This is a genomic window from Pseudoxanthomonas sp. J31 (assembly GCF_000510725.1).
Classification (GTDB): Bacteria; Pseudomonadota; Gammaproteobacteria; order Xanthomonadales; family Xanthomonadaceae; genus Pseudoxanthomonas.
Window position 1 is genome coordinate 1 of sequence record NZ_AZNZ01000004.1, and the last position, 14863, is coordinate 14863.

At 70.9% G+C, this 14863-nt stretch carries 21 protein-coding genes and 1 pseudogene; 7 read left to right on the forward strand and 15 right to left on the reverse strand.

Features of this window, described 5'->3' with window-relative positions:
* The 3 genes and pseudogenes from PSEJ31_RS16890 to PSEJ31_RS0107270 all read right to left on the reverse strand — a co-directional run.
* Positions 1 to 140, reverse strand: a pseudogene (locus PSEJ31_RS16890) (alpha/beta hydrolase); the annotation flags it as partial.
* 244 nt (positions 141 to 384) lie between these two features.
* Entirely contained in the window at positions 385 to 864 is a 480-nt protein-coding gene (locus PSEJ31_RS0107265) for a YbjN domain-containing protein (RefSeq protein WP_019397841.1), read from the reverse strand.
* Positions 865 to 978: 114 nt separating this feature from the next.
* Positions 979 to 1434, reverse strand: coding sequence for a hypothetical protein (locus PSEJ31_RS0107270; protein WP_019397842.1), 456 nt, complete (start codon positions 1432 to 1434; stop codon positions 979 to 981).
* A 118-nt stretch (positions 1435 to 1552) separates the two neighbouring features.
* Between PSEJ31_RS0107270 and PSEJ31_RS0107275 the strand changes: the two genes are divergently transcribed.
* Positions 1553 to 1744 carry a hypothetical protein gene (locus tag PSEJ31_RS0107275; RefSeq protein ID WP_028915070.1) on the forward strand — a complete coding sequence of 64 codons (192 nt, stop codon included), beginning with the start codon at positions 1553 to 1555 and terminating at the stop codon, positions 1742 to 1744.
* Between the two features lie 11 nt (positions 1745 to 1755).
* On the opposite strand, the gene PSEJ31_RS0107280 is transcribed toward PSEJ31_RS0107275, so the two are convergent.
* The 4 genes from PSEJ31_RS0107280 to PSEJ31_RS15820 all read right to left on the reverse strand — a co-directional run bounded on the left by PSEJ31_RS0107280 (position 1756) and on the right by PSEJ31_RS15820 (position 4419).
* On the reverse strand, positions 1756 to 2031 hold the full coding sequence (locus PSEJ31_RS0107280; protein ID WP_019397844.1) for a hypothetical protein: 276 nt from the start codon (positions 2029 to 2031) through the stop codon (positions 1756 to 1758).
* A 106-nt stretch (positions 2032 to 2137) separates the two neighbouring features.
* Complete coding sequence (locus PSEJ31_RS0107285) at positions 2138 to 2836, reverse strand: hypothetical protein (RefSeq protein ID WP_232210998.1); 699 nt, start codon at positions 2834 to 2836, stop codon at positions 2138 to 2140.
* A gap of 281 nt (positions 2837 to 3117) precedes the next feature.
* Positions 3118 to 4107: an alpha/beta hydrolase-fold protein gene (locus tag PSEJ31_RS0107290; RefSeq protein WP_051403689.1), complete on the reverse strand. Its 990-nt coding sequence runs from the start codon at positions 4105 to 4107 to the stop codon at positions 3118 to 3120.
* Between the two features lie 57 nt (positions 4108 to 4164).
* Positions 4165 to 4419, reverse strand: coding sequence for a hypothetical protein (locus PSEJ31_RS15820; protein WP_037034749.1), 255 nt, complete (start codon positions 4417 to 4419; stop codon positions 4165 to 4167).
* A 12-nt stretch (positions 4420 to 4431) separates the two neighbouring features.
* On the opposite strand from PSEJ31_RS15820, the gene PSEJ31_RS0107300 reads away from it, so the two are divergent.
* A complete protein-coding gene (locus tag PSEJ31_RS0107300) occupies positions 4432 to 4872 on the forward strand; it encodes a hypothetical protein (RefSeq protein WP_028915072.1) in 441 nt (146 codons plus the stop codon).
* Between the two features lie 48 nt (positions 4873 to 4920).
* Here PSEJ31_RS0107300 and PSEJ31_RS0107305 read toward each other — a convergent pair whose 3' ends face one another.
* Positions 4921 to 5346 (reverse strand): GNAT family N-acetyltransferase, encoded by a 426-nt coding sequence (locus PSEJ31_RS0107305; RefSeq protein WP_019397132.1) that lies wholly within the window; start codon positions 5344 to 5346, stop codon positions 4921 to 4923.
* Between the two features lie 180 nt (positions 5347 to 5526).
* Between PSEJ31_RS0107305 and arr the strand changes: the two genes are divergently transcribed.
* The gene (arr, locus tag PSEJ31_RS0107310) at positions 5527 to 5925 is read left to right on the forward strand and encodes an NAD(+)--rifampin ADP-ribosyltransferase (protein WP_037034751.1); all 399 of its coding nucleotides are present in this window, start codon (positions 5527 to 5529) and stop codon (positions 5923 to 5925) included.
* Between the two features lie 3 nt (positions 5926 to 5928).
* Here the strand turns inward: arr and PSEJ31_RS16895 are convergent, their stop codons facing one another.
* Positions 5929 to 6579 carry a hypothetical protein gene (locus PSEJ31_RS16895; protein WP_147208201.1) on the reverse strand — a complete coding sequence of 217 codons (651 nt, stop codon included), beginning with the start codon at positions 6577 to 6579 and terminating at the stop codon, positions 5929 to 5931.
* 395 nt (positions 6580 to 6974) lie between these two features.
* Between PSEJ31_RS16895 and PSEJ31_RS0107320 the strand changes: the two genes are divergently transcribed.
* Together PSEJ31_RS0107320 and PSEJ31_RS0107325 are read left to right on the forward strand one after the other, a co-directional pair.
* Positions 6975 to 8261: a solute carrier family 23 protein gene (locus PSEJ31_RS0107320; RefSeq protein WP_232210999.1), complete on the forward strand. Its 1287-nt coding sequence runs from the start codon at positions 6975 to 6977 to the stop codon at positions 8259 to 8261.
* A gap of 104 nt (positions 8262 to 8365) precedes the next feature.
* A complete protein-coding gene (locus PSEJ31_RS0107325; protein WP_028915074.1) occupies positions 8366 to 9463 on the forward strand; it encodes an alpha/beta hydrolase in 1098 nt (365 codons plus the stop codon).
* 229 nt (positions 9464 to 9692) lie between these two features.
* Here the strand turns inward: PSEJ31_RS0107325 and PSEJ31_RS0107330 are convergent, their stop codons facing one another.
* From PSEJ31_RS0107330 to PSEJ31_RS0107355, 6 genes are all read right to left on the reverse strand, one after another.
* The gene (locus tag PSEJ31_RS0107330; RefSeq protein ID WP_028915075.1) at positions 9693 to 10064 is read right to left on the reverse strand and encodes a hypothetical protein; all 372 of its coding nucleotides are present in this window, start codon (positions 10062 to 10064) and stop codon (positions 9693 to 9695) included.
* A gap of 57 nt (positions 10065 to 10121) precedes the next feature.
* Positions 10122 to 10400, reverse strand: a complete 279-nt coding sequence (locus PSEJ31_RS0107335) for a hypothetical protein (RefSeq protein WP_028915076.1) — start codon at positions 10398 to 10400, stop codon at positions 10122 to 10124.
* Between the two features lie 235 nt (positions 10401 to 10635).
* Positions 10636 to 11340: a hypothetical protein gene (locus PSEJ31_RS0107340; protein WP_156924934.1), complete on the reverse strand. Its 705-nt coding sequence runs from the start codon at positions 11338 to 11340 to the stop codon at positions 10636 to 10638.
* A gap of 94 nt (positions 11341 to 11434) precedes the next feature.
* Positions 11435 to 11665, reverse strand: coding sequence for a hypothetical protein (locus PSEJ31_RS15830; protein ID WP_037034757.1), 231 nt, complete (start codon positions 11663 to 11665; stop codon positions 11435 to 11437).
* Positions 11666 to 11759: 94 nt separating this feature from the next.
* Positions 11760 to 12671 (reverse strand): hypothetical protein, encoded by a 912-nt coding sequence (locus PSEJ31_RS0107350; protein WP_028915078.1) that lies wholly within the window; start codon positions 12669 to 12671, stop codon positions 11760 to 11762.
* 236 nt (positions 12672 to 12907) lie between these two features.
* Positions 12908 to 13429, reverse strand: coding sequence for a hypothetical protein (locus tag PSEJ31_RS0107355; RefSeq protein ID WP_037034759.1), 522 nt, complete (start codon positions 13427 to 13429; stop codon positions 12908 to 12910).
* A 455-nt stretch (positions 13430 to 13884) separates the two neighbouring features.
* Between PSEJ31_RS0107355 and PSEJ31_RS0107360 the strand changes: the two genes are divergently transcribed.
* Positions 13885 to 14082: a hypothetical protein gene (locus PSEJ31_RS0107360; protein WP_019397125.1), complete on the forward strand. Its 198-nt coding sequence runs from the start codon at positions 13885 to 13887 to the stop codon at positions 14080 to 14082.
* A gap of 66 nt (positions 14083 to 14148) precedes the next feature.
* Positions 14149 to 14778: a CPBP family intramembrane glutamic endopeptidase gene (locus tag PSEJ31_RS0107365; protein ID WP_019397124.1), complete on the forward strand. Its 630-nt coding sequence runs from the start codon at positions 14149 to 14151 to the stop codon at positions 14776 to 14778.
* Positions 14779 to 14863 lie beyond the last annotated feature (85 nt).

Consider the following 14863-nt stretch of genomic DNA (forward strand, 5'->3'; position numbering starts at 1 on the left):
TCCGAACTCAGCGGCCAGCCGTGGCTGAAGGTGACGACCGGGCCGTCCTTCGGGCCCCAGTCCTTGTAGTACAGCTGCACGCCATCGCGGGTGGTGACGTAGTTGGCGGTGCGGGAAACGGCGGAAGTGCGGTTGTCCATGACAGTGCTCCAGGGATGGGGGGAATCCCGGCGCGGGTGCGCTGCCGGTGGAGCTACTTTGCCGAGGGGAGCTTATGCATACGTGACAGCACGTCCGGGAAACTTCACCGGGCGTCCGTGGCCTTGCGCAGGCGGGAGCATGGTCCGGCGGAGAAACACGGCCACGCCGGTTGCCGGCGCGGCGGTGGCCCCGCCCCGCGCCGCCGCCCACCGCAAGGCGCGCGGCACGCGGCGGGGCGCCGGCTCAGTAGTAGCCCATCGCGTCCTTGAAATCGCGCAGGAGCTTCCCGTACAGCTCGATCTGGCTTTCCAGGTGGCTCTTGGCGTCGGTGTGCAGGACCTCGAAGTCGAACTGCAGGTACGGGTCCATCTCGTGGTCCAGGTACAGGCGCACGTAGCGGTACTTCTGGTTGAACTCGTTGGCGGCCCGCAGCGAGGTGCCGTCCTCCAGGTCCAGCGCGGTCTCCAGCTGCAGCGAGCCGCAGCGGCCGTCCTGCTTCTTGCAGTCGTAGAAGTTCAGCCGCGCATGCAGGCCCTCGATCATGAACTCGATCTGCGGATCGCCATGCGAATCGGTGCCCAGTTCCGGCGACAGGTCCATCGCGCGCATCACCGCCAACGCCTCCCTGCCGCTGATGCGCTCAGCCGAAGCCTCGGCCGCCAGCAGCGGAGAAGCCAGTACCAGCACCGCGCCCAGCAGGCGCGTCTTGGCCTTGTCCAACATGCTTACCCCCCCCTGTGATGTGGTGGCTCCCTGCCACCGTGGACGATGCGAGGGGACCGCCGGCATTGCGCCGCGTCCCCGGCGCGGAGGATACCCCGGCGCACGGGGGGATTGTCAGCTGCGCGGATCGGCCGGCAGCCGGAAACGCCCGCCCATGCCCGGCAGCACCAGCAGCACGCCGGCGGCGATGCGCACCAGGACCCGGGCCAGTTCCAGGGCCAGCTCCGCGTCCGGCGCCAGCGGCGGCCACAGGGTGTACGCCAGCAGGCCGGCCTCCACCACCGTCCAGGCCAGCACCCAGCGGCGCGCGCGCCAGCTGCCCTGCAGCAGCAGCCGCGCGATCCAGGCCACGAACAGGCCCATGCCCAGCAGCAGGCAGGCGGTGGAGATGGCGTACGCCAGCCGCCTGTCCGCGGGCGCCTCCAGCGCCAGCGCGACCCATGTCGGCAGCTCCAGCACGTAGGCGGCCACGTAGCAGCCCACCGCCTGGCGCAACCGCGCTGCCACAGCGGCCTGCGGCGCCGGTGGCCCGCTGGCGGGGGCCAGGTAGGGATTGCGTTCGGCATCCATGCGCACGGCTCCATGCCCGGGGCGTGGCCCCCGAGTTTTCCACGGAAACCCGACCGCGGGACAGGCATGCTGGCCGCTGCGCCGGACGCCGGCGCCCGTGCCGCAGGAGGAGCCACGCATGACGCCGCTGGACAAACCGATCCGCCGCGAACTGGACATCGGCGGCGAGGCCTACACCCTCACCATCAGCCCCGAGGGCCTGAAGCTGGTGCCCAAGGGCAAGCGCAAGGGCCTGGAACTGGCCTGGACCGACCTGGTCAGCGGCGACGCCGCGCTGGCCTCGGCGCTGCAGGCTTCGCTGCGCGGCTGAGCCGCCCGCGGCTACGCGGCGCCGCGCGGCATGGCCCTGCCGGCTGCGGTGCGCAACCAGGCCAGCGCGCCCGGCGCCATGCCCTTGAACTTCGGGGCATCGGCCAGTGGTGCCACCAGCAGGCGCCGCGGTTGCGCGCGGCGTTTCAGCGCGTGGTAGAGCTGCGAGCGGGTGCGCGTGCTCGCGGCCAGGTACAGGCCGCAGGCCAGCGGCTGCAGCGCGGACCCGAGCGCTTCGGCACCGGGATCCGGCTCCAGGAACACGAGGTAGAGGATTGGCGCGTCCATGCCCGCAGCTTCGCAACACGGCGCCGGGGAGGACGTGAACCGCGGCCACGGAGGCGCATGCCCCGGCCTCCGGCCCGCCCCGCGATGCGGGACGGGCCGGCCACGCTCACTTGCGCGGGTTGCAGTTCAGCGCGCGGCTGCTGGTCGGGAAATCGATGTTGAACGGGCGTCCGGTCGTGGCCCGCTCGCCAATCATGCGTGCGACCGTGGCCGCGGCCGAGCCGGGGTCGGAGCACTCGCTTTCCACGTAGGACACCGAGTACACGTCCTCCGACACCACCACCGGCGCGGCCGAGGGCTCGTCCGGGTTGAACCGGTACAGGCGGATCATCGTCGTGACCTTGGGATTGATCCAGGTGCCGCCGGCGCGGCCCATGGCATTGGGCGCGTGGTCGACCTCCTCGCACTTGAGCATGCCCTCCTGCTCCTGGCAGGTGGCACCCATCGCGCCCATGATCAGCTTGCTGTCCTCGCCGGGCCGGCCCTCCTCGGTCTTGATGCCGATCCGCGCCTGGTAGCGCGGCGTTTCGCCCGCCGGCCACGCACTGCGCAGGTCGGACTTGGGCAGCACCTTGCGCAGCCCTTCCAGGTAGCCGGCGAGGATCTTCTCGCCATGGCCGGAGCCGCCGTCGTCCACCAGCTCCACCGCGACGCCCGACTGCGCGCCATGCTCGGAAAGCTCGTTGAACTCGGTGCGCTTGCCCACCGCCCGTTCGTAGGCGACCGACGCGGTGCCGCGCACCACGAGCAGGTCCTTCAACGGGTTGGCCTGCGCGAACGCGAGCAGCGGCAACAGGGATATCACTGCACCTGCAAGAACTGCTTGACGCTTCATGGTTCCCTCCTCAGTGGATGGCGCCGTGCGGCGCCGGGTGGCCATTCCGTGTCCACATCCCCCTCTCCGGACCACGCCTGGCCGCTCGCCCTGCGTGTCGCGTCAAGTACCGCAGCGCGATCACGCCGGGACTACCGGGGAGCGCCCCGGCGCGCACACTTTACGCCGCGATTGCGCGCGTGCACGCCTTTCGTTGCGATCATTGTCCGCCGCGCACGACCATACGCAGCGGTCTGCACCAGCGGCTGCGCCTACCTGTCGACCGGCGCAGGCGCCCCGGGCTTCCACAGCCAGCGCAGCACGTCCGGCAGCAGGCGCCCGCCGTGGTCGTCCGAGTGCCCGCCCTCGCCCCACACGTGCGCCACCGTATAGCGCGGCCCCGCATCGCCATTGCGGCCGGCCTCGGCATTGGCCCAGTGCAATGCGGCCAGCATCTGCTGGTTGGCGAGGAACCAGTTGCCGTGCTCGTTGTCCAGGTCGTTGCGTCCGTCCTGCAGGAAGATGCGCAGCGGACGCACCGGACTCTTGCGGACCAGGGTGGGGTACAGGTCGCCGCCGGGCACCAGCGGCTGGCCTGCGGCCGCGGGGCGGTAGCCAATCGAGACATAGCTGCCGATGAAACTGATGACGTTGGCAAACGCCTGCAGCCGGTGCCAGGCCACGGTGAACGCGGCGATGGCCCCGCTGCTGGTGCCGCCGATCGCGCGCCGCGCCGGATCGTCGCTGATGCGGTAGCGGCGCTGGACCTGCGGCAGCAGCTCGTCCACCAGCATGCGCGCGTAGGCATCGTCCAGCGCGTCGTATTCCTGCGCGCGGTTGTCCGGGTTCGCGTAGCCGATCGCCTCCGGCCAGTGCCGCGCGCGATGGCCCGGGGTGACGAACACGCCAATGGTCGGCGGGATGTCGCCGCGGTGGACCAGGTTGTCGAGCACGTCCGGCACCCGCAGCGAACCGCCGGGATTGATCGCGCGGTGGCCGTCGTGGAACACCAGCAGGTTGGCCGGTCCGCTGCCGTCGTAGCCCGCCGGCACGTGCACCCAGTAGCGGCGCACGGTGCCGGGGATGATGCGGCTGTGGAACTCGAACGGCCCTTCCAGCCGGCCCTGCGGCACCTCGGCGTGGCGCAGCGAATCGGCGGTCAGCTCGTAGCGCCGCGGCGCCTGTTCCGCCGCGGCCGGTGGCGCGGCAAAGGCCGGCAACGCCAGCAGGCAGGCAAGCAACGCAGGACGGCATCGACGCATGGCGTATCCCTCCGCATGGGCCGCGCAAGGGTAGCGCGCCGTGGTGCTAGCCGCCGGTCAGTCCGGCCTGAACTCCAGTTCGCGCCGGTAGGTGAAGCCGGCGGAACGCGCGGGATCGGGCGGGAACAGGGACAGGTAGCCGGCGGCGATGGCGCGGTCCTTCATGCGTTCGCCCACGCCTTCGGCCACCTCGATCTCGACATTGGTGACCTTGCCATCCGGATCGACGTGGATCAGCCACACCAGCCGTCCGATGAACTGCTCCGGCGGGATGGAGGCATCGTAGTTGGGCCGGCCCAGCACGTAGGGCACGGAAGAGGGTGCATGGAAGGCCGCCTGCTCCAGGGTGGCCGCGACCTCGATGCGGGCTTCGCCCAGCGGTTCGGGATTGCCGTCGAGATAGGCGCGCCAGGTCCAGATACCTGGCGCGCCGTCGTCCAGGTCGACGCGGTAGCAACGCTTGTCGCCACCGAACTCCGCATCTTCCTGGGCACCGCCACCCGGCCGGACGGATCGACGCCCTCGATGACGAGCCCCGCGGGCCGGGCCTCGGCCGGCAACGCGAACACGCACACCGCATGCTCGTGCCTGCCGTCGGCCACGAAGCCCAGGGTCGGCTGGCGCGCAATCGCCTCCGGCGGATGCAGCTTCCACAGGAACTCGATCCCGGCATGGGTGGCGCGCGGCGCTTCGTCGGCGGCCAGCGCGGCCATGGGAAGGAACGCGGCCAGCAAGGCGATGCGGAACATCCCGGTCTCCCTGTAAGCGGCCCGGTGCCGCTGCATGCACCTTCGCGCAACCTGTCCGGCATCCTCACTCGATGTAGCCGTCCGCGTGCGCGCGCTCCGGATCGGCGAAGACCGCCATCGCCGTGGTCATGCGGCGGAATCCGAAGCGGGCATAGAACGCTTCGCGGCCGGGCACCGCGTACAGGATGATCTTGCGGTGTCCGCGGCACAGCCCGAGCAGGCGCTGCAGCAGCTGCCCGCCGAGGCCGGCGCCCTGGCGCCGCGGATGGACCACGATGTCGCACAGGTAGGCGCAGTCCACGCCATCGGCCACCGCGCGGCCGGCGGCGACCACCTCGCCATCCTCGAAAGCCAGGCACTTGAACATGCTGTTGCCATAGGCGGTGCGCAGCCAGTCGGCGCTCTTGTTGCCCAGCGGCGCGATCCGGTACAGCTCCGACAGCGCGTCCCAGTCCACGCGTTCGGTCGACTGCGTCCACTCGATGCCCATGCCGTTCCTCCGCTGGATGACGGACTGGATGCGCGTGCCCGCGGCGCGACCCGGAAACAACAACGGGAAGCGCACCGCGCTTCCCGTTCCAACGTTATATCCCGATGGGGGACTTGCGGCAACGCCCGCCGCGCGGGGCAGGATCGCCGCCCTTCCCGCGACGGCCCCCTGGAGGATGCGATGCTGCAAGCGCCGATCTACTACCACGGCACCCGCGCCAACCTGCAGCCCGGCGACACCCTCGTGCCCGGCTACCCATCCAACTACGGCACCCGACGGCCATCGCGCTACGTGTACCTGTCGGCCAGGCTGGAGTCGGCGATCTGGGGCGCGGAGCTGGCGGTGGGCGAAGGCCCGGGCCGGGTGTACATCGTCGAGCCGACCGGTCCGCTGGAGGACGATCCCAACCTCACCGACCGCAAGTTCCCCGGCAATCCGACCCGCTCGTTCCGCACCGCGCATCCGCTGCGGGTGCTGGCCGAGGTGCACGGCTGGATCGGCCATCCGCCGGAGCAGCTGGAACGGATGCGCGCCTTCGTCGCCTCCCTCGGCCCGCAGGCCGATCCGGTCGAGGACTGAGCGCTACTCGCCGAGCAGGCCGTGGCAGGGCGCGCCGATGCAGCTGCCGCTGGATAGGTCCAGCACCACCGAATGCCCCGGCGAACCCTGCGGATACGGCACCTTCTCGCCGAGCAGGAACACCACCGCGTGCGCGCCGGTCAGGTCGGCCGGGAAGTGCATCTCGCCCTGGATGGTGTAGGCCGGCATGCGGCCCAGCTGCTGGTCCAGCTCGCGCGAGGCGGGCCGGCCGGCACTGGCCGCATGCCGTCGCTTCCAGCGCGCCAGCTCCGCCGGCGCCGCCGGCCTGAGCACGTCCGAGCGCAGCAGCATCACCAGCCCCGCCTGCCCGGGCGGTGGCACCGGGATCTGCGGCGGCTTCGGCAGCGCCGGTGGCTTGGTCTGCCGCTGCCGCGCGTCGGCCACGGCCAGCCTGGCGTCCGGCGGCGGCGGTTCGGACCAGTCGGCCTGGGCGATGAGCCGCGGCAGCGGCCGCGTTTCCTCCACCCGCGCGGCCTCGCTGGCCGCCGGCGTGGGCTCCTCGGCGCTGAAACCGGTTGGCGGCAGTTCGTGCAATACGTAGCGGCCGCCGCCGAGCAGGCGCACCGCCGCCTGCGGCCAGCACAGCGCAGCCACCACCGCCAGCAATACCGTGGCCAGCAGCAACCAGGCCAATGCCGGGCTCCTGCCTGGCGTTTGCGTCGTTCCTTGCCTGTCCATCCTGCCTCCGTCGGCCGCAGGGCCACCGACCGCGCGATGCCTGCCACCGCACCGCGGCCTGTCCGCGGGCGTGCTGTCGGCGCCGGCGCGCACCATGCGTGCGGCGCCAGGCGTCGCTGCGGCGGTCCTTCCTGCAGCCTGGGTCCCGGGCGGCGCCCGGGCATGGGGCCGGCCCCATGCGCGGCGCGCGCATTCCGGGGCCGGGGCCGCCACCCCTCACGGCGGCACGGGCCAAGCATCGCATGCGGCATTGGTTTCAGTAGCCCGGCACCGGCGCGGCGGATTTTCCATCGTCCGGCCCGGGCCTCTAAGATCGCCCGGACCAGCCATGGGGGGTAGCGAAGATGGGCATGTTCTCCTGGACCGCGAAGTCGCCGGCCGTGCTGCGCGGCGGCGGCGTGATCGCGCCGGACGAGCGCCTGCCCTGGGGCCAGACCGGGCTGATGGGCGTGCAGCACGTGATCGCCATGTTCGGCTCGACCGTGCTGGCGCCGATCCTGATGGGCTTCGATCCGAACCTGGCGGTGCTGATGAGCGGCATCGGCACGCTCATCTTCTTCCTGGTCACCGGCGGCAAGGTGCCCAGCTACCTCGGCTCTTCGTTCGCCTTCATCGGGGTGGTCAACGTGGCCACCGGCTACGTGGCCAGCCACGGCGCCAACGCCAACATCGGCCTGGCGCTGGGCGGGATCATCGCCTGCGGCCTGGTGTACGCGCTGGTGGGCGTGCTGGTGCACGTGGCCGGCACCGGCTGGATCGAGCGGCTGATGCCGCCGGTGGTGACCGGCGCGGTGGTGGCGGTGATCGGCCTCAACCTGGCCTCGATCCCGATCAGGAACATGGCGGCCTCCAACTTCGACGCGTGGATGCAGGCGGTGACCTTCCTGTGCGTGGCGCTGGTGGCGGTGTTTACCCGCGGCATGCTGCAGCGGCTGCTGATCCTGGTCGGCCTGCTGCTGGCCAGCCTGGTCTACGCCGCGCTGACCAACGGCCTGGGCCTGGGCAAGCCGGTGGACATGGCCGCGGTGGCCGCGGCGCCGTGGTTCGGCCTGCCCACGCTGCATGCGCCGGTGTTCGACACCCGCGCGATCACCCTGATCGTGCCGGTGGTGATCATCCTGGTGGCCGAGAACCTGGGCCACATCAAGGCGGTGACCGCGATGACCGGGCGCAACCTGGACCGCTACATGGGCCGCGCCTTCATCGGCGACGGCGTGGCAACCATGGTCTCCGGCGCGGCCGGCGGCACCGGCGTGACCACCTACGCCGAGAACATCGGGGTGATGGCCGCGACCCGCATCTACTCGACCGCGGTGTTCGTGTGCGCGGCGGCCATCGCCATCCTCCTGGGCTTCTCGCCCAAGTTCGGCGCCCTGATCCAGGCCATCCCGCTGCCGGTGATGGGCGGCGTGTCGATCGTGGTGTTCGGCCTCATCGCCGTCGCCGGCGCGCGCATCTGGGTGGACAACCGGGTGGACTTCTCCGACACGAAGAACCTGATCGTGGCCGCGATCACCCTGATCCTGGGCACCGGCGAGTTCACCCTGAAGTTCGGCGAGTTCGCCCTGGGCGGCATCGGCACCGCCACCTTCGGCGCGATCGCGCTCAACGCCCTGCTCTCCCGCGCCCGCAGGTAGCCCGGGCAAGGCCGGAGGCCGCCCCGGGGTCTGGCCGGGCCAACGGCCGCCGCATGCCGGTACAGTGGCCGCTACACGTCCCCTTCCCCGACGAGGACCGGCGCATGTGGACGATCCGACTGTTTGCGGTTGCACTGGCCACGCTGGCCCTGGCCCCGCCCGCCCCGGCACAGGAGCCGCCTGCCAGCGCCCGCGCCGAGGCGGTGGGCGTGATCCGCGAACTGCGCCGGATCGTGGCCCCGCAGGGCGTGGAGCGCTACGAGTACGTGCGCATCGGCGGCATCGACCAGTTCGTCTCCATCCGCGGCCAGGACCGCGCCAACCCGGTGCTGCTGGTGGTGCACGGTGGCCCGGGCTTCCCCACCTCCGGCATTGCCTGGTGGGCCACGCGCGGGCGGGAGGAGTACTTCACCGTGGTCCACTGGGACCAGCGCGGCGCCGGCAAGACCCACCTGGCCAACGACCCGGCCCGGGTCGCGCCGAGCATGCGCCCGCAACGCTTCGTCGACGACACCGAGGAGCTGGTGGCCTGGCTGCGCCGCGAGTTCGCCCAGGACAAGGTGTTCCTGCTGGGCACCTCGTGGGGCAGCTACGTGGGCCTGGAATTCGCGCTGCGCCGGCCGGAGTGGCTGCATGCCTACATCGGCATGGGCCAGGCCATCGACAGCCCGGAGAGCGAGCGCCGCGGCTATGCCTATGCGCTGGAGCAGGCACGCCGCGACGGCAATGCCGGCGCCGTCGCCGAGCTGGAATCGATCGCGCCGTACGCGCGCGAAGGCGAGCCGATCCCGCTGGCGAAGATCGCGCTTGAACGGAAGTGGTCGGACTACTACGGCGGGGTGATGGCCTGGCGCCAGGGCCAGGTCGACGGCATCGCCGTGCGCCTGGCGCCGGAGTACAGCGACGCGGAAGCCGCGCGCGCGTACGAGGCCAACGGCTGGTCGCAGGAGTTCCTGCTCAGCGACGTGCTGTCCGTGGACCTGGGCGGGCAGACGCGTCTGGGCTGCCCGCTGATCATCCTCGCCGGCCGCCACGACCGCAGCGTCAACTCGCAGGTCGCCTACGAGTGGTTCGGGCGCGTGCAGGCGCCGTACAAGCACTTCGAGTGGTTCGAGCACTCGGCCCACGAGATCCTGGCCGAGGAACCGGGCAAGTTGCTGGTCACCCTCGTCCAGCACGCGCGGCCGCTGGCGACCCGGTAGCCCGGACAAGGCCGAAGGCCGCGTCCGTGGCCTCGCGCACCCTGGGTGCGACCAGGTCCGGTCGCGGCCCGCGGCCCCGAAGTGTGGACGCCTCCCTGCGGCTCCCCCGGGGCTGCCGCGTTGCATGAAGCGCAAGCACCGTCGTGCCGGCGAAAGCCGGGCATCCGCTGACCTTGCTTGTTCGGGCCATGTGGTTGCCCCCCGGACTGTTGTCCGACAGGGCGGAAACTCAGGCATTGCGTCTGCGTGTTTTCAGCAACCAGCCGATCCGGTTTCCCATCCAGCCGCCGAGCACCACAACCAGCCAGGCGTATTCCTCGTACGGAACCTGCTGGGAGACCAGGCCAAGCAACACCAGGCAGGGCAATCCGGACAGGAAGACCATGAAATTGCGGTTGGCACGCCAGGCCCCCAGCGTGCCGTCCTCGTCCGGGCGGGCGAGCAGGTAGATCACCGCTCCCATGGTCACGAAGCCAAGCAGGTACCCACGCACAAACCGCGGCGCCAGATCCTGCTCAAACAGCAGGATGTACAGGACCACGAATGACAGGGCCACCGCCTCGATCCTCGCGCCCAGCTTGAAGCCTTCGCGCAACTGCATCGATCCTCCTCCGGAGGTACGCGCCCTCCCCGCCGCGGCGGAGAGGGCGCGCAGGAATCACTTCTGCATGAGCGCATCCTGGATCTTCGAACCGGCGTAGCCGCCGACCGCGCCGCCGATAAGCGATCCATGGATCAGGCCGACCGTCGCGCCGATCAGGCCGCCGGCCACGGTGCCCACGCCCGGGATCACGCTGCCGATCGCTCCACCGATCGCCGCGCCGGCGGTGACACCACCGTAGCGGCCAGCGATACCACCGACGATGCCACCGATGGCAGCACCGCCTTCGCCGCTGCCGCTCACACTCGCCACTTCAAGCTCCTGCAGTTCACGCATCGCGCTTTCTCCTGTGAAGTGTGGCGCACTTCCCTGCGCCCGGGTTCCGGATAGCCCGGATCTCTGTGATACGCGCATCGGTAGGAGATTGCGTTGGGCCCTGCGCAAGCGTCAACGCAAGTATCAGTTGCCTGCAAGCCAGGTATCGGCCCATGGGCCAAGCCGCACCGCGGCGGCGCGGTGCGCTTCGCTTACGGGCTGCGCGTCCGCGCGTTCGCTCCCGGGGCTGCCCGGCTCAGTCGGCCAGCAGCGCCGCGGTGTCGAGCAGGCGGAGGTTGGGCTGGGCGGCCAGGTGTTCGCGCAGCCAGTAGCCGTGCTCGGCGCCGACCAGGACCACGATGCGCTTGCCCGGGTTCTCCGCGGCCGCGCGCACGACCACCTCGAGGAAGTGGCGGTTCCAGGCCTGCCAGCCGGCGCGCTCGCCCTCGCCGACCAGGCCTTCCTGCAGCGCGTGCTTGGCGCGCAGCTGCTGGTCGGTGACCGCGTCGTTGACCCGCGCCGGACTGGTCCAGTAGTGGCGCAGCGCGGCGTAGATCGCCTGGCCATAGGCCGAGAACGCGGCCGAAGCCTCCGGCTGGCCGGACGCGAAGGCCTGGAACGAGGCCATGTAGGCGCCGCCGATCTGGTCGTACAGCGGGTTCTCCGGCTCCATCGGGTAGACCTTGTAGTGGCCGGCGTCGATCAGCGGGTAGATGGTTTCCGGGTACTCGACCTTGGTGGACTCCGGGGCACGCTGGGTGTACTTGTCCGGATTCACCTCGATGCACAGCACGTCCGCGTCCAGGCGGCGGATGCTTTCGGCCAGCACCTCCTGGGTATACGCCGGCACCTGCGCGTGCAGGCGGTGCAGGGTGGAGAGCACGGCCACCTCGGCCGGGCGCGGCGCAGCCGTGGCCACCGTGGATGCCAGGCCCAGTACCGCTGCCAGCAGAAGACGCATGCCCTACCCCCTGTAGTCGTGGCGAGGGCGGCAGCATGCGGCAAGCGCGCACCTGGCGCGCGCGCCGGAAGTCATGCCGGCAGCGGGCCCGGCGTCATTCCCCGGGCATGTCGGCCTGCATGCGCAGCAGGTCGGCGCGTAGCGAGGCGATCTGGTCGGTCTGCTGGCGCTGCAGGCTGATCAGGGTGTCCAGCCGCCCCTTGATCCCGAACACGGCAAACGGCAGCACGAACCACAGGATCGCAAGCACGCACAGGAACGCCAGTACGAACACGCCAAGCAGGCCGCCAAACAGGCTGGCACCATGGCCGAAGGAAGCAAGCATGGGTTTCCCCCCTGGAAGAGTGGCTCAAACGGTCGCGGGGCACCCCGCTGGCGCACCCGCGGTGGGCCGACTTTGTCCCAGGGCAACCCTGTCTTCAACCCTGCGCGTTCGCCTCGCGCATGCGCAGCAGCTGGTTCTGCAGGGTCTGCACCTGGGCGCGCAGCTGCTCGTTCTCCCGCTCCAGCTGGGCGACGCGGCGCTGCAGGGTCCGGACGTCCGGCTCGGCCGCGGCCTCGGGGGCGTCCTCGCCGCCCTCGGCGGCGGCGGGCACCGGTTCCTGGCGCGGACGCTTCTTCGCCTCGCGCGCGCGTCTTGCCGCCTGGCGCAGCTCGGCCTTGCCGCCCTGGGCGGCGCTGCGCTGTTCCTCCACCGGCAGGCTGGCCACCGCGGCGGCGGCGCTGATGGAGATCTCGCCGGCCTTCAGCGCCTCCACCACCTCCGGCGCGGCCTGGGTGTGGATGCGCTCGATCATCGCCACCTGATTCGGGCTGAGCTTGGCCTCGCGCGCCAGTTCGGCACGGCTGACCGGCACCGGATCCCAGGGCGGCAGGTCGTCGGACTCCGGCTTAGCCTTCAGCGCGGCCGCCGCCTCGGCGGCTTCGGCCTCGGCCGCTTCGGCGGCGGCAGCGGCGGCCTGGGCGGCACGCAGCGCCTCCAGCTCGGCCTCGCGCTGCGCCTGCAGGCGGCGGGCCAGGATCTCGCGCTTGCGCAGCGCCAGCACGCCGCGCTGGTAGTCGGACACGCTGCGGCGGCCCAGGTGCTGCTCGATCATCCACAGGTGCACGTCCTCCATCGACTGGAAGCGCGTGTTCTGCACGGTGTTGAACGGGATGCCGTGCTTCTGGCAGATGCCGTAGCGGTTGTGGCCGTCGACCAGGATGTTGCCCCACAGCACCAGCGAATCGCGGCAGCCTTCGGCCAGCAGGCTGCGCTCCAGTGCCTCGTACTCGTCGTTGGTCAGCGGATCGATGTAGGCCTTGAGCTCTTCGAGTACGACGATGTCCATGCACTGCGGGGGAAAACGGGGGCGCGCATTGTAGTGCGTCGCCCCCGCCGCCAGTAGCCGATTGACGGATGCGGCCGATGGTGCACCACGACCCCGGCGCCAAGGCAAAAGGCCAGGACTATCAGTCCTGGCCTGGTTGCCGCATCGGGCCTGCCGGATCGATCGACCAGGCCATTGCCCGTCGCCGCGATGCCGTGTGCATGGCGCCCACGGCACGCAGTCGCGCGCTCCGGCGCTCAGCCTTCCCAGGTGCCGCCGGCCATCTGGCAGCTGGCCGGGAGCGTGGCCAGGTCCTCGCTGCTGCGCTCGTAGTAGAAGGCGTGGATCGAGGGCTGGCCGAACATGCCCTTGCAGCTGCCCTGGTTGGGGCTGGGGCAGGCGTCCATGTAGGCGACCTCGCCGGCCTTGCCGGTGCCGATCTGGGCCGAGCCCTGCGCCAGCGACTCGCACATCTGCCGGTGCATGTCCTCCGGGACGTCCGCGCCGGCCTGCAGGCAATCGCGCGAACGGATGCGCTGGCCCATGATCTCGAACTCGCCTGCAATCATGCAGGCCCGGGTCTTCGCCGTGGCCATCGCCGCCGGCTGCGCCGCTTCGGCTGCCGCGGGCGCTTCGGTGGCCTCGCTGGCCGCTTCCGCCGGCGCGGTCTCGCCCACCGCGGCCGGAGCCACCTCCGCGGTCGCCTGCTCCGCCGGCGCACAGCCGGCCGCCAGCACCGACAGGAACAGCCCGGCCACATACCTTCCCCTGATACGCATCGAAACTCCCCTGGTTGAAAAAAACGCGCCATCCTGCCATTGCCGGCCGGCCTGCGTCACCGGTCCGGGCGCGGCCGTCCGCGGCGCGCCATCCCTTCGCCTGCAAGCCCTCCCACCCGCAACCAATAATTGCACCAGCCTGTACAGATGGGCTTGCATGCCATGCACATCCCTTGCCCCCCGCGGCACGAAAGGCAGTGCAACCGGACTGTGCCACTGCACCGGGTTGAACCCGATCGCGCCGGGCGGGACGATCCACGAGGACTTTCGATCAGGCGCTACGGGGACTGAGTTCGGAGCGCCCATCCGGGAAACGCGTTGCGACCGGGCGATTGCATCGCCGCCGGCACGGGCGCGTGCGTCCCGGGATCGGAGTCCGCGCGGTGGCGCATGCGGCACCCGGCGCCGCCCGTCCCGAGCAGGGTGCCAGACAGAGGAGAGGGTCAATGCGGTCTTTGAGCGAGAAGGAACTGCTGTTGGCAGTGGGTGGTACGGACGGCTGCCCGCCGGCGCGTCCGGCGGACATCGTGCCCTGCGCGCAATCCGAGTACGGAAACCTCGCGAACGACATCAGCAACGGCATCCAGAACTGGTACGAAGCCGCGGTGGATGCGACCTCGCAGGCGATCGAGACGGTTGCCGGCTGGTTCTGAGTGACGCATGCCGGGAGGGCGGATATCCTCGCGGAGATCCGCCTTTCCGGCGCTCGGGCAGAGTTCATGGTCCACGAAACCAGGGCGGCCGCCGGCAGGGCGATCGCCGCCGCCCTAGGCTACGTCGCACTGCTCCTGGCATCGCACCTGCTTTCCGTCCGCCTGGGCGTGGATGGGCGGCTGCTGATGGCGCTCGCCACCGTGGTCCTGCTGTCTGGCCTGTGCCTTGGCTCGGCGGGAGCCCGCGAGTTCCTGCGCACGCAGGCCACGCGCGCGCGGTCCGGGTGGATCGAAGTGCTTTGCTGGGCCTTGGCCGGCGTCGCGTTCCACCTGGCGTACTTCGCCGTTTCCGGCGTGGACGCGTCGCGGATCTCGGGATGGCGGCTGGATGCCCGCTTCCTGGCCTCCGCCATCCTGCTTTCCTCCATCGCCGCGCCCTTCGTGGAAGAAGTGTTCTTCCGTCTGTTCGCGATCTGGCGTTCCCGCCGGTTCCCGGCGCTGCTGGCCGTTGCCATCTCCGGCGCGGCCTTCGCCCTGCTGCATCCGGAGCGCCCGGTATCGGTCTTGGTGTTTGCCGCGCTCGCCGCGATCGCCTACCTGAGGGTGGGCATTGCCGCCTCGCTGGCGTTCCATGTCGCCTACAACCTGGGCAACTACCTGCTGCTGCTGGCGGCCTCGCAGGCCAACGGCGCCTAGCCGGTCCACGCGCTCCGGCCGGCGGGGGCCGGCCATCTCCGCCAGGCACCATCCGCCACCGTCCGGTGCGCGGTGCGGTTTCGCG

What these genes read in the sequence shown, in the direction of transcription:
- PSEJ31_RS0107265 (WP_019397841.1), bottom strand. Translation starts at nt 864, where the DNA reads ATGTTGGACAAGGCCAAGACGCGCCTGCTGGGCGCGGTGCTGGTACTG.
- PSEJ31_RS0107270 (WP_019397842.1), bottom strand. Translation starts at nt 1,434, where the DNA reads ATGGATGCCGAACGCAATCCCTACCTGGCCCCCGCCAGCGGGCCACCG.
- PSEJ31_RS0107275 (WP_028915070.1), top strand. Translation starts at nt 1,553, where the DNA reads ATGACGCCGCTGGACAAACCGATCCGCCGCGAACTGGACATCGGCGGC.
- PSEJ31_RS0107280 (WP_019397844.1), bottom strand. Translation starts at nt 2,031, where the DNA reads ATGGACGCGCCAATCCTCTACCTCGTGTTCCTGGAGCCGGATCCCGGT.
- PSEJ31_RS0107290 (WP_051403689.1), bottom strand. Translation starts at nt 4,107, where the DNA reads ATGCGTCGATGCCGTCCTGCGTTGCTTGCCTGCCTGCTGGCGTTGCCG.
- PSEJ31_RS0107300 (WP_028915072.1), top strand. Translation starts at nt 4,432, where the DNA reads ATGGAAGGCCGCCTGCTCCAGGGTGGCCGCGACCTCGATGCGGGCTTC.
- PSEJ31_RS0107305 (WP_019397132.1), bottom strand. Translation starts at nt 5,346, where the DNA reads ATGGGCATCGAGTGGACGCAGTCGACCGAACGCGTGGACTGGGACGCG.
- arr (WP_037034751.1), top strand. Translation starts at nt 5,527, where the DNA reads ATGCTGCAAGCGCCGATCTACTACCACGGCACCCGCGCCAACCTGCAG.
- PSEJ31_RS0107320 (WP_232210999.1), top strand. Translation starts at nt 6,975, where the DNA reads ATGTTCTCCTGGACCGCGAAGTCGCCGGCCGTGCTGCGCGGCGGCGGC.
- PSEJ31_RS0107325 (WP_028915074.1), top strand. Translation starts at nt 8,366, where the DNA reads ATGTGGACGATCCGACTGTTTGCGGTTGCACTGGCCACGCTGGCCCTG.
- PSEJ31_RS0107330 (WP_028915075.1), bottom strand. Translation starts at nt 10,064, where the DNA reads ATGCAGTTGCGCGAAGGCTTCAAGCTGGGCGCGAGGATCGAGGCGGTG.
- PSEJ31_RS0107335 (WP_028915076.1), bottom strand. Translation starts at nt 10,400, where the DNA reads ATGCGTGAACTGCAGGAGCTTGAAGTGGCGAGTGTGAGCGGCAGCGGC.
- PSEJ31_RS0107340 (WP_156924934.1), bottom strand. Translation starts at nt 11,340, where the DNA reads ATGCGTCTTCTGCTGGCAGCGGTACTGGGCCTGGCATCCACGGTGGCC.
- PSEJ31_RS15830 (WP_037034757.1), bottom strand. Translation starts at nt 11,665, where the DNA reads ATGCTTGCTTCCTTCGGCCATGGTGCCAGCCTGTTTGGCGGCCTGCTT.
- PSEJ31_RS0107350 (WP_028915078.1), bottom strand. Translation starts at nt 12,671, where the DNA reads ATGGACATCGTCGTACTCGAAGAGCTCAAGGCCTACATCGATCCGCTG.
- PSEJ31_RS0107355 (WP_037034759.1), bottom strand. Translation starts at nt 13,429, where the DNA reads ATGCGTATCAGGGGAAGGTATGTGGCCGGGCTGTTCCTGTCGGTGCTG.
- PSEJ31_RS0107365 (WP_019397124.1), top strand. Translation starts at nt 14,149, where the DNA reads ATGGTCCACGAAACCAGGGCGGCCGCCGGCAGGGCGATCGCCGCCGCC.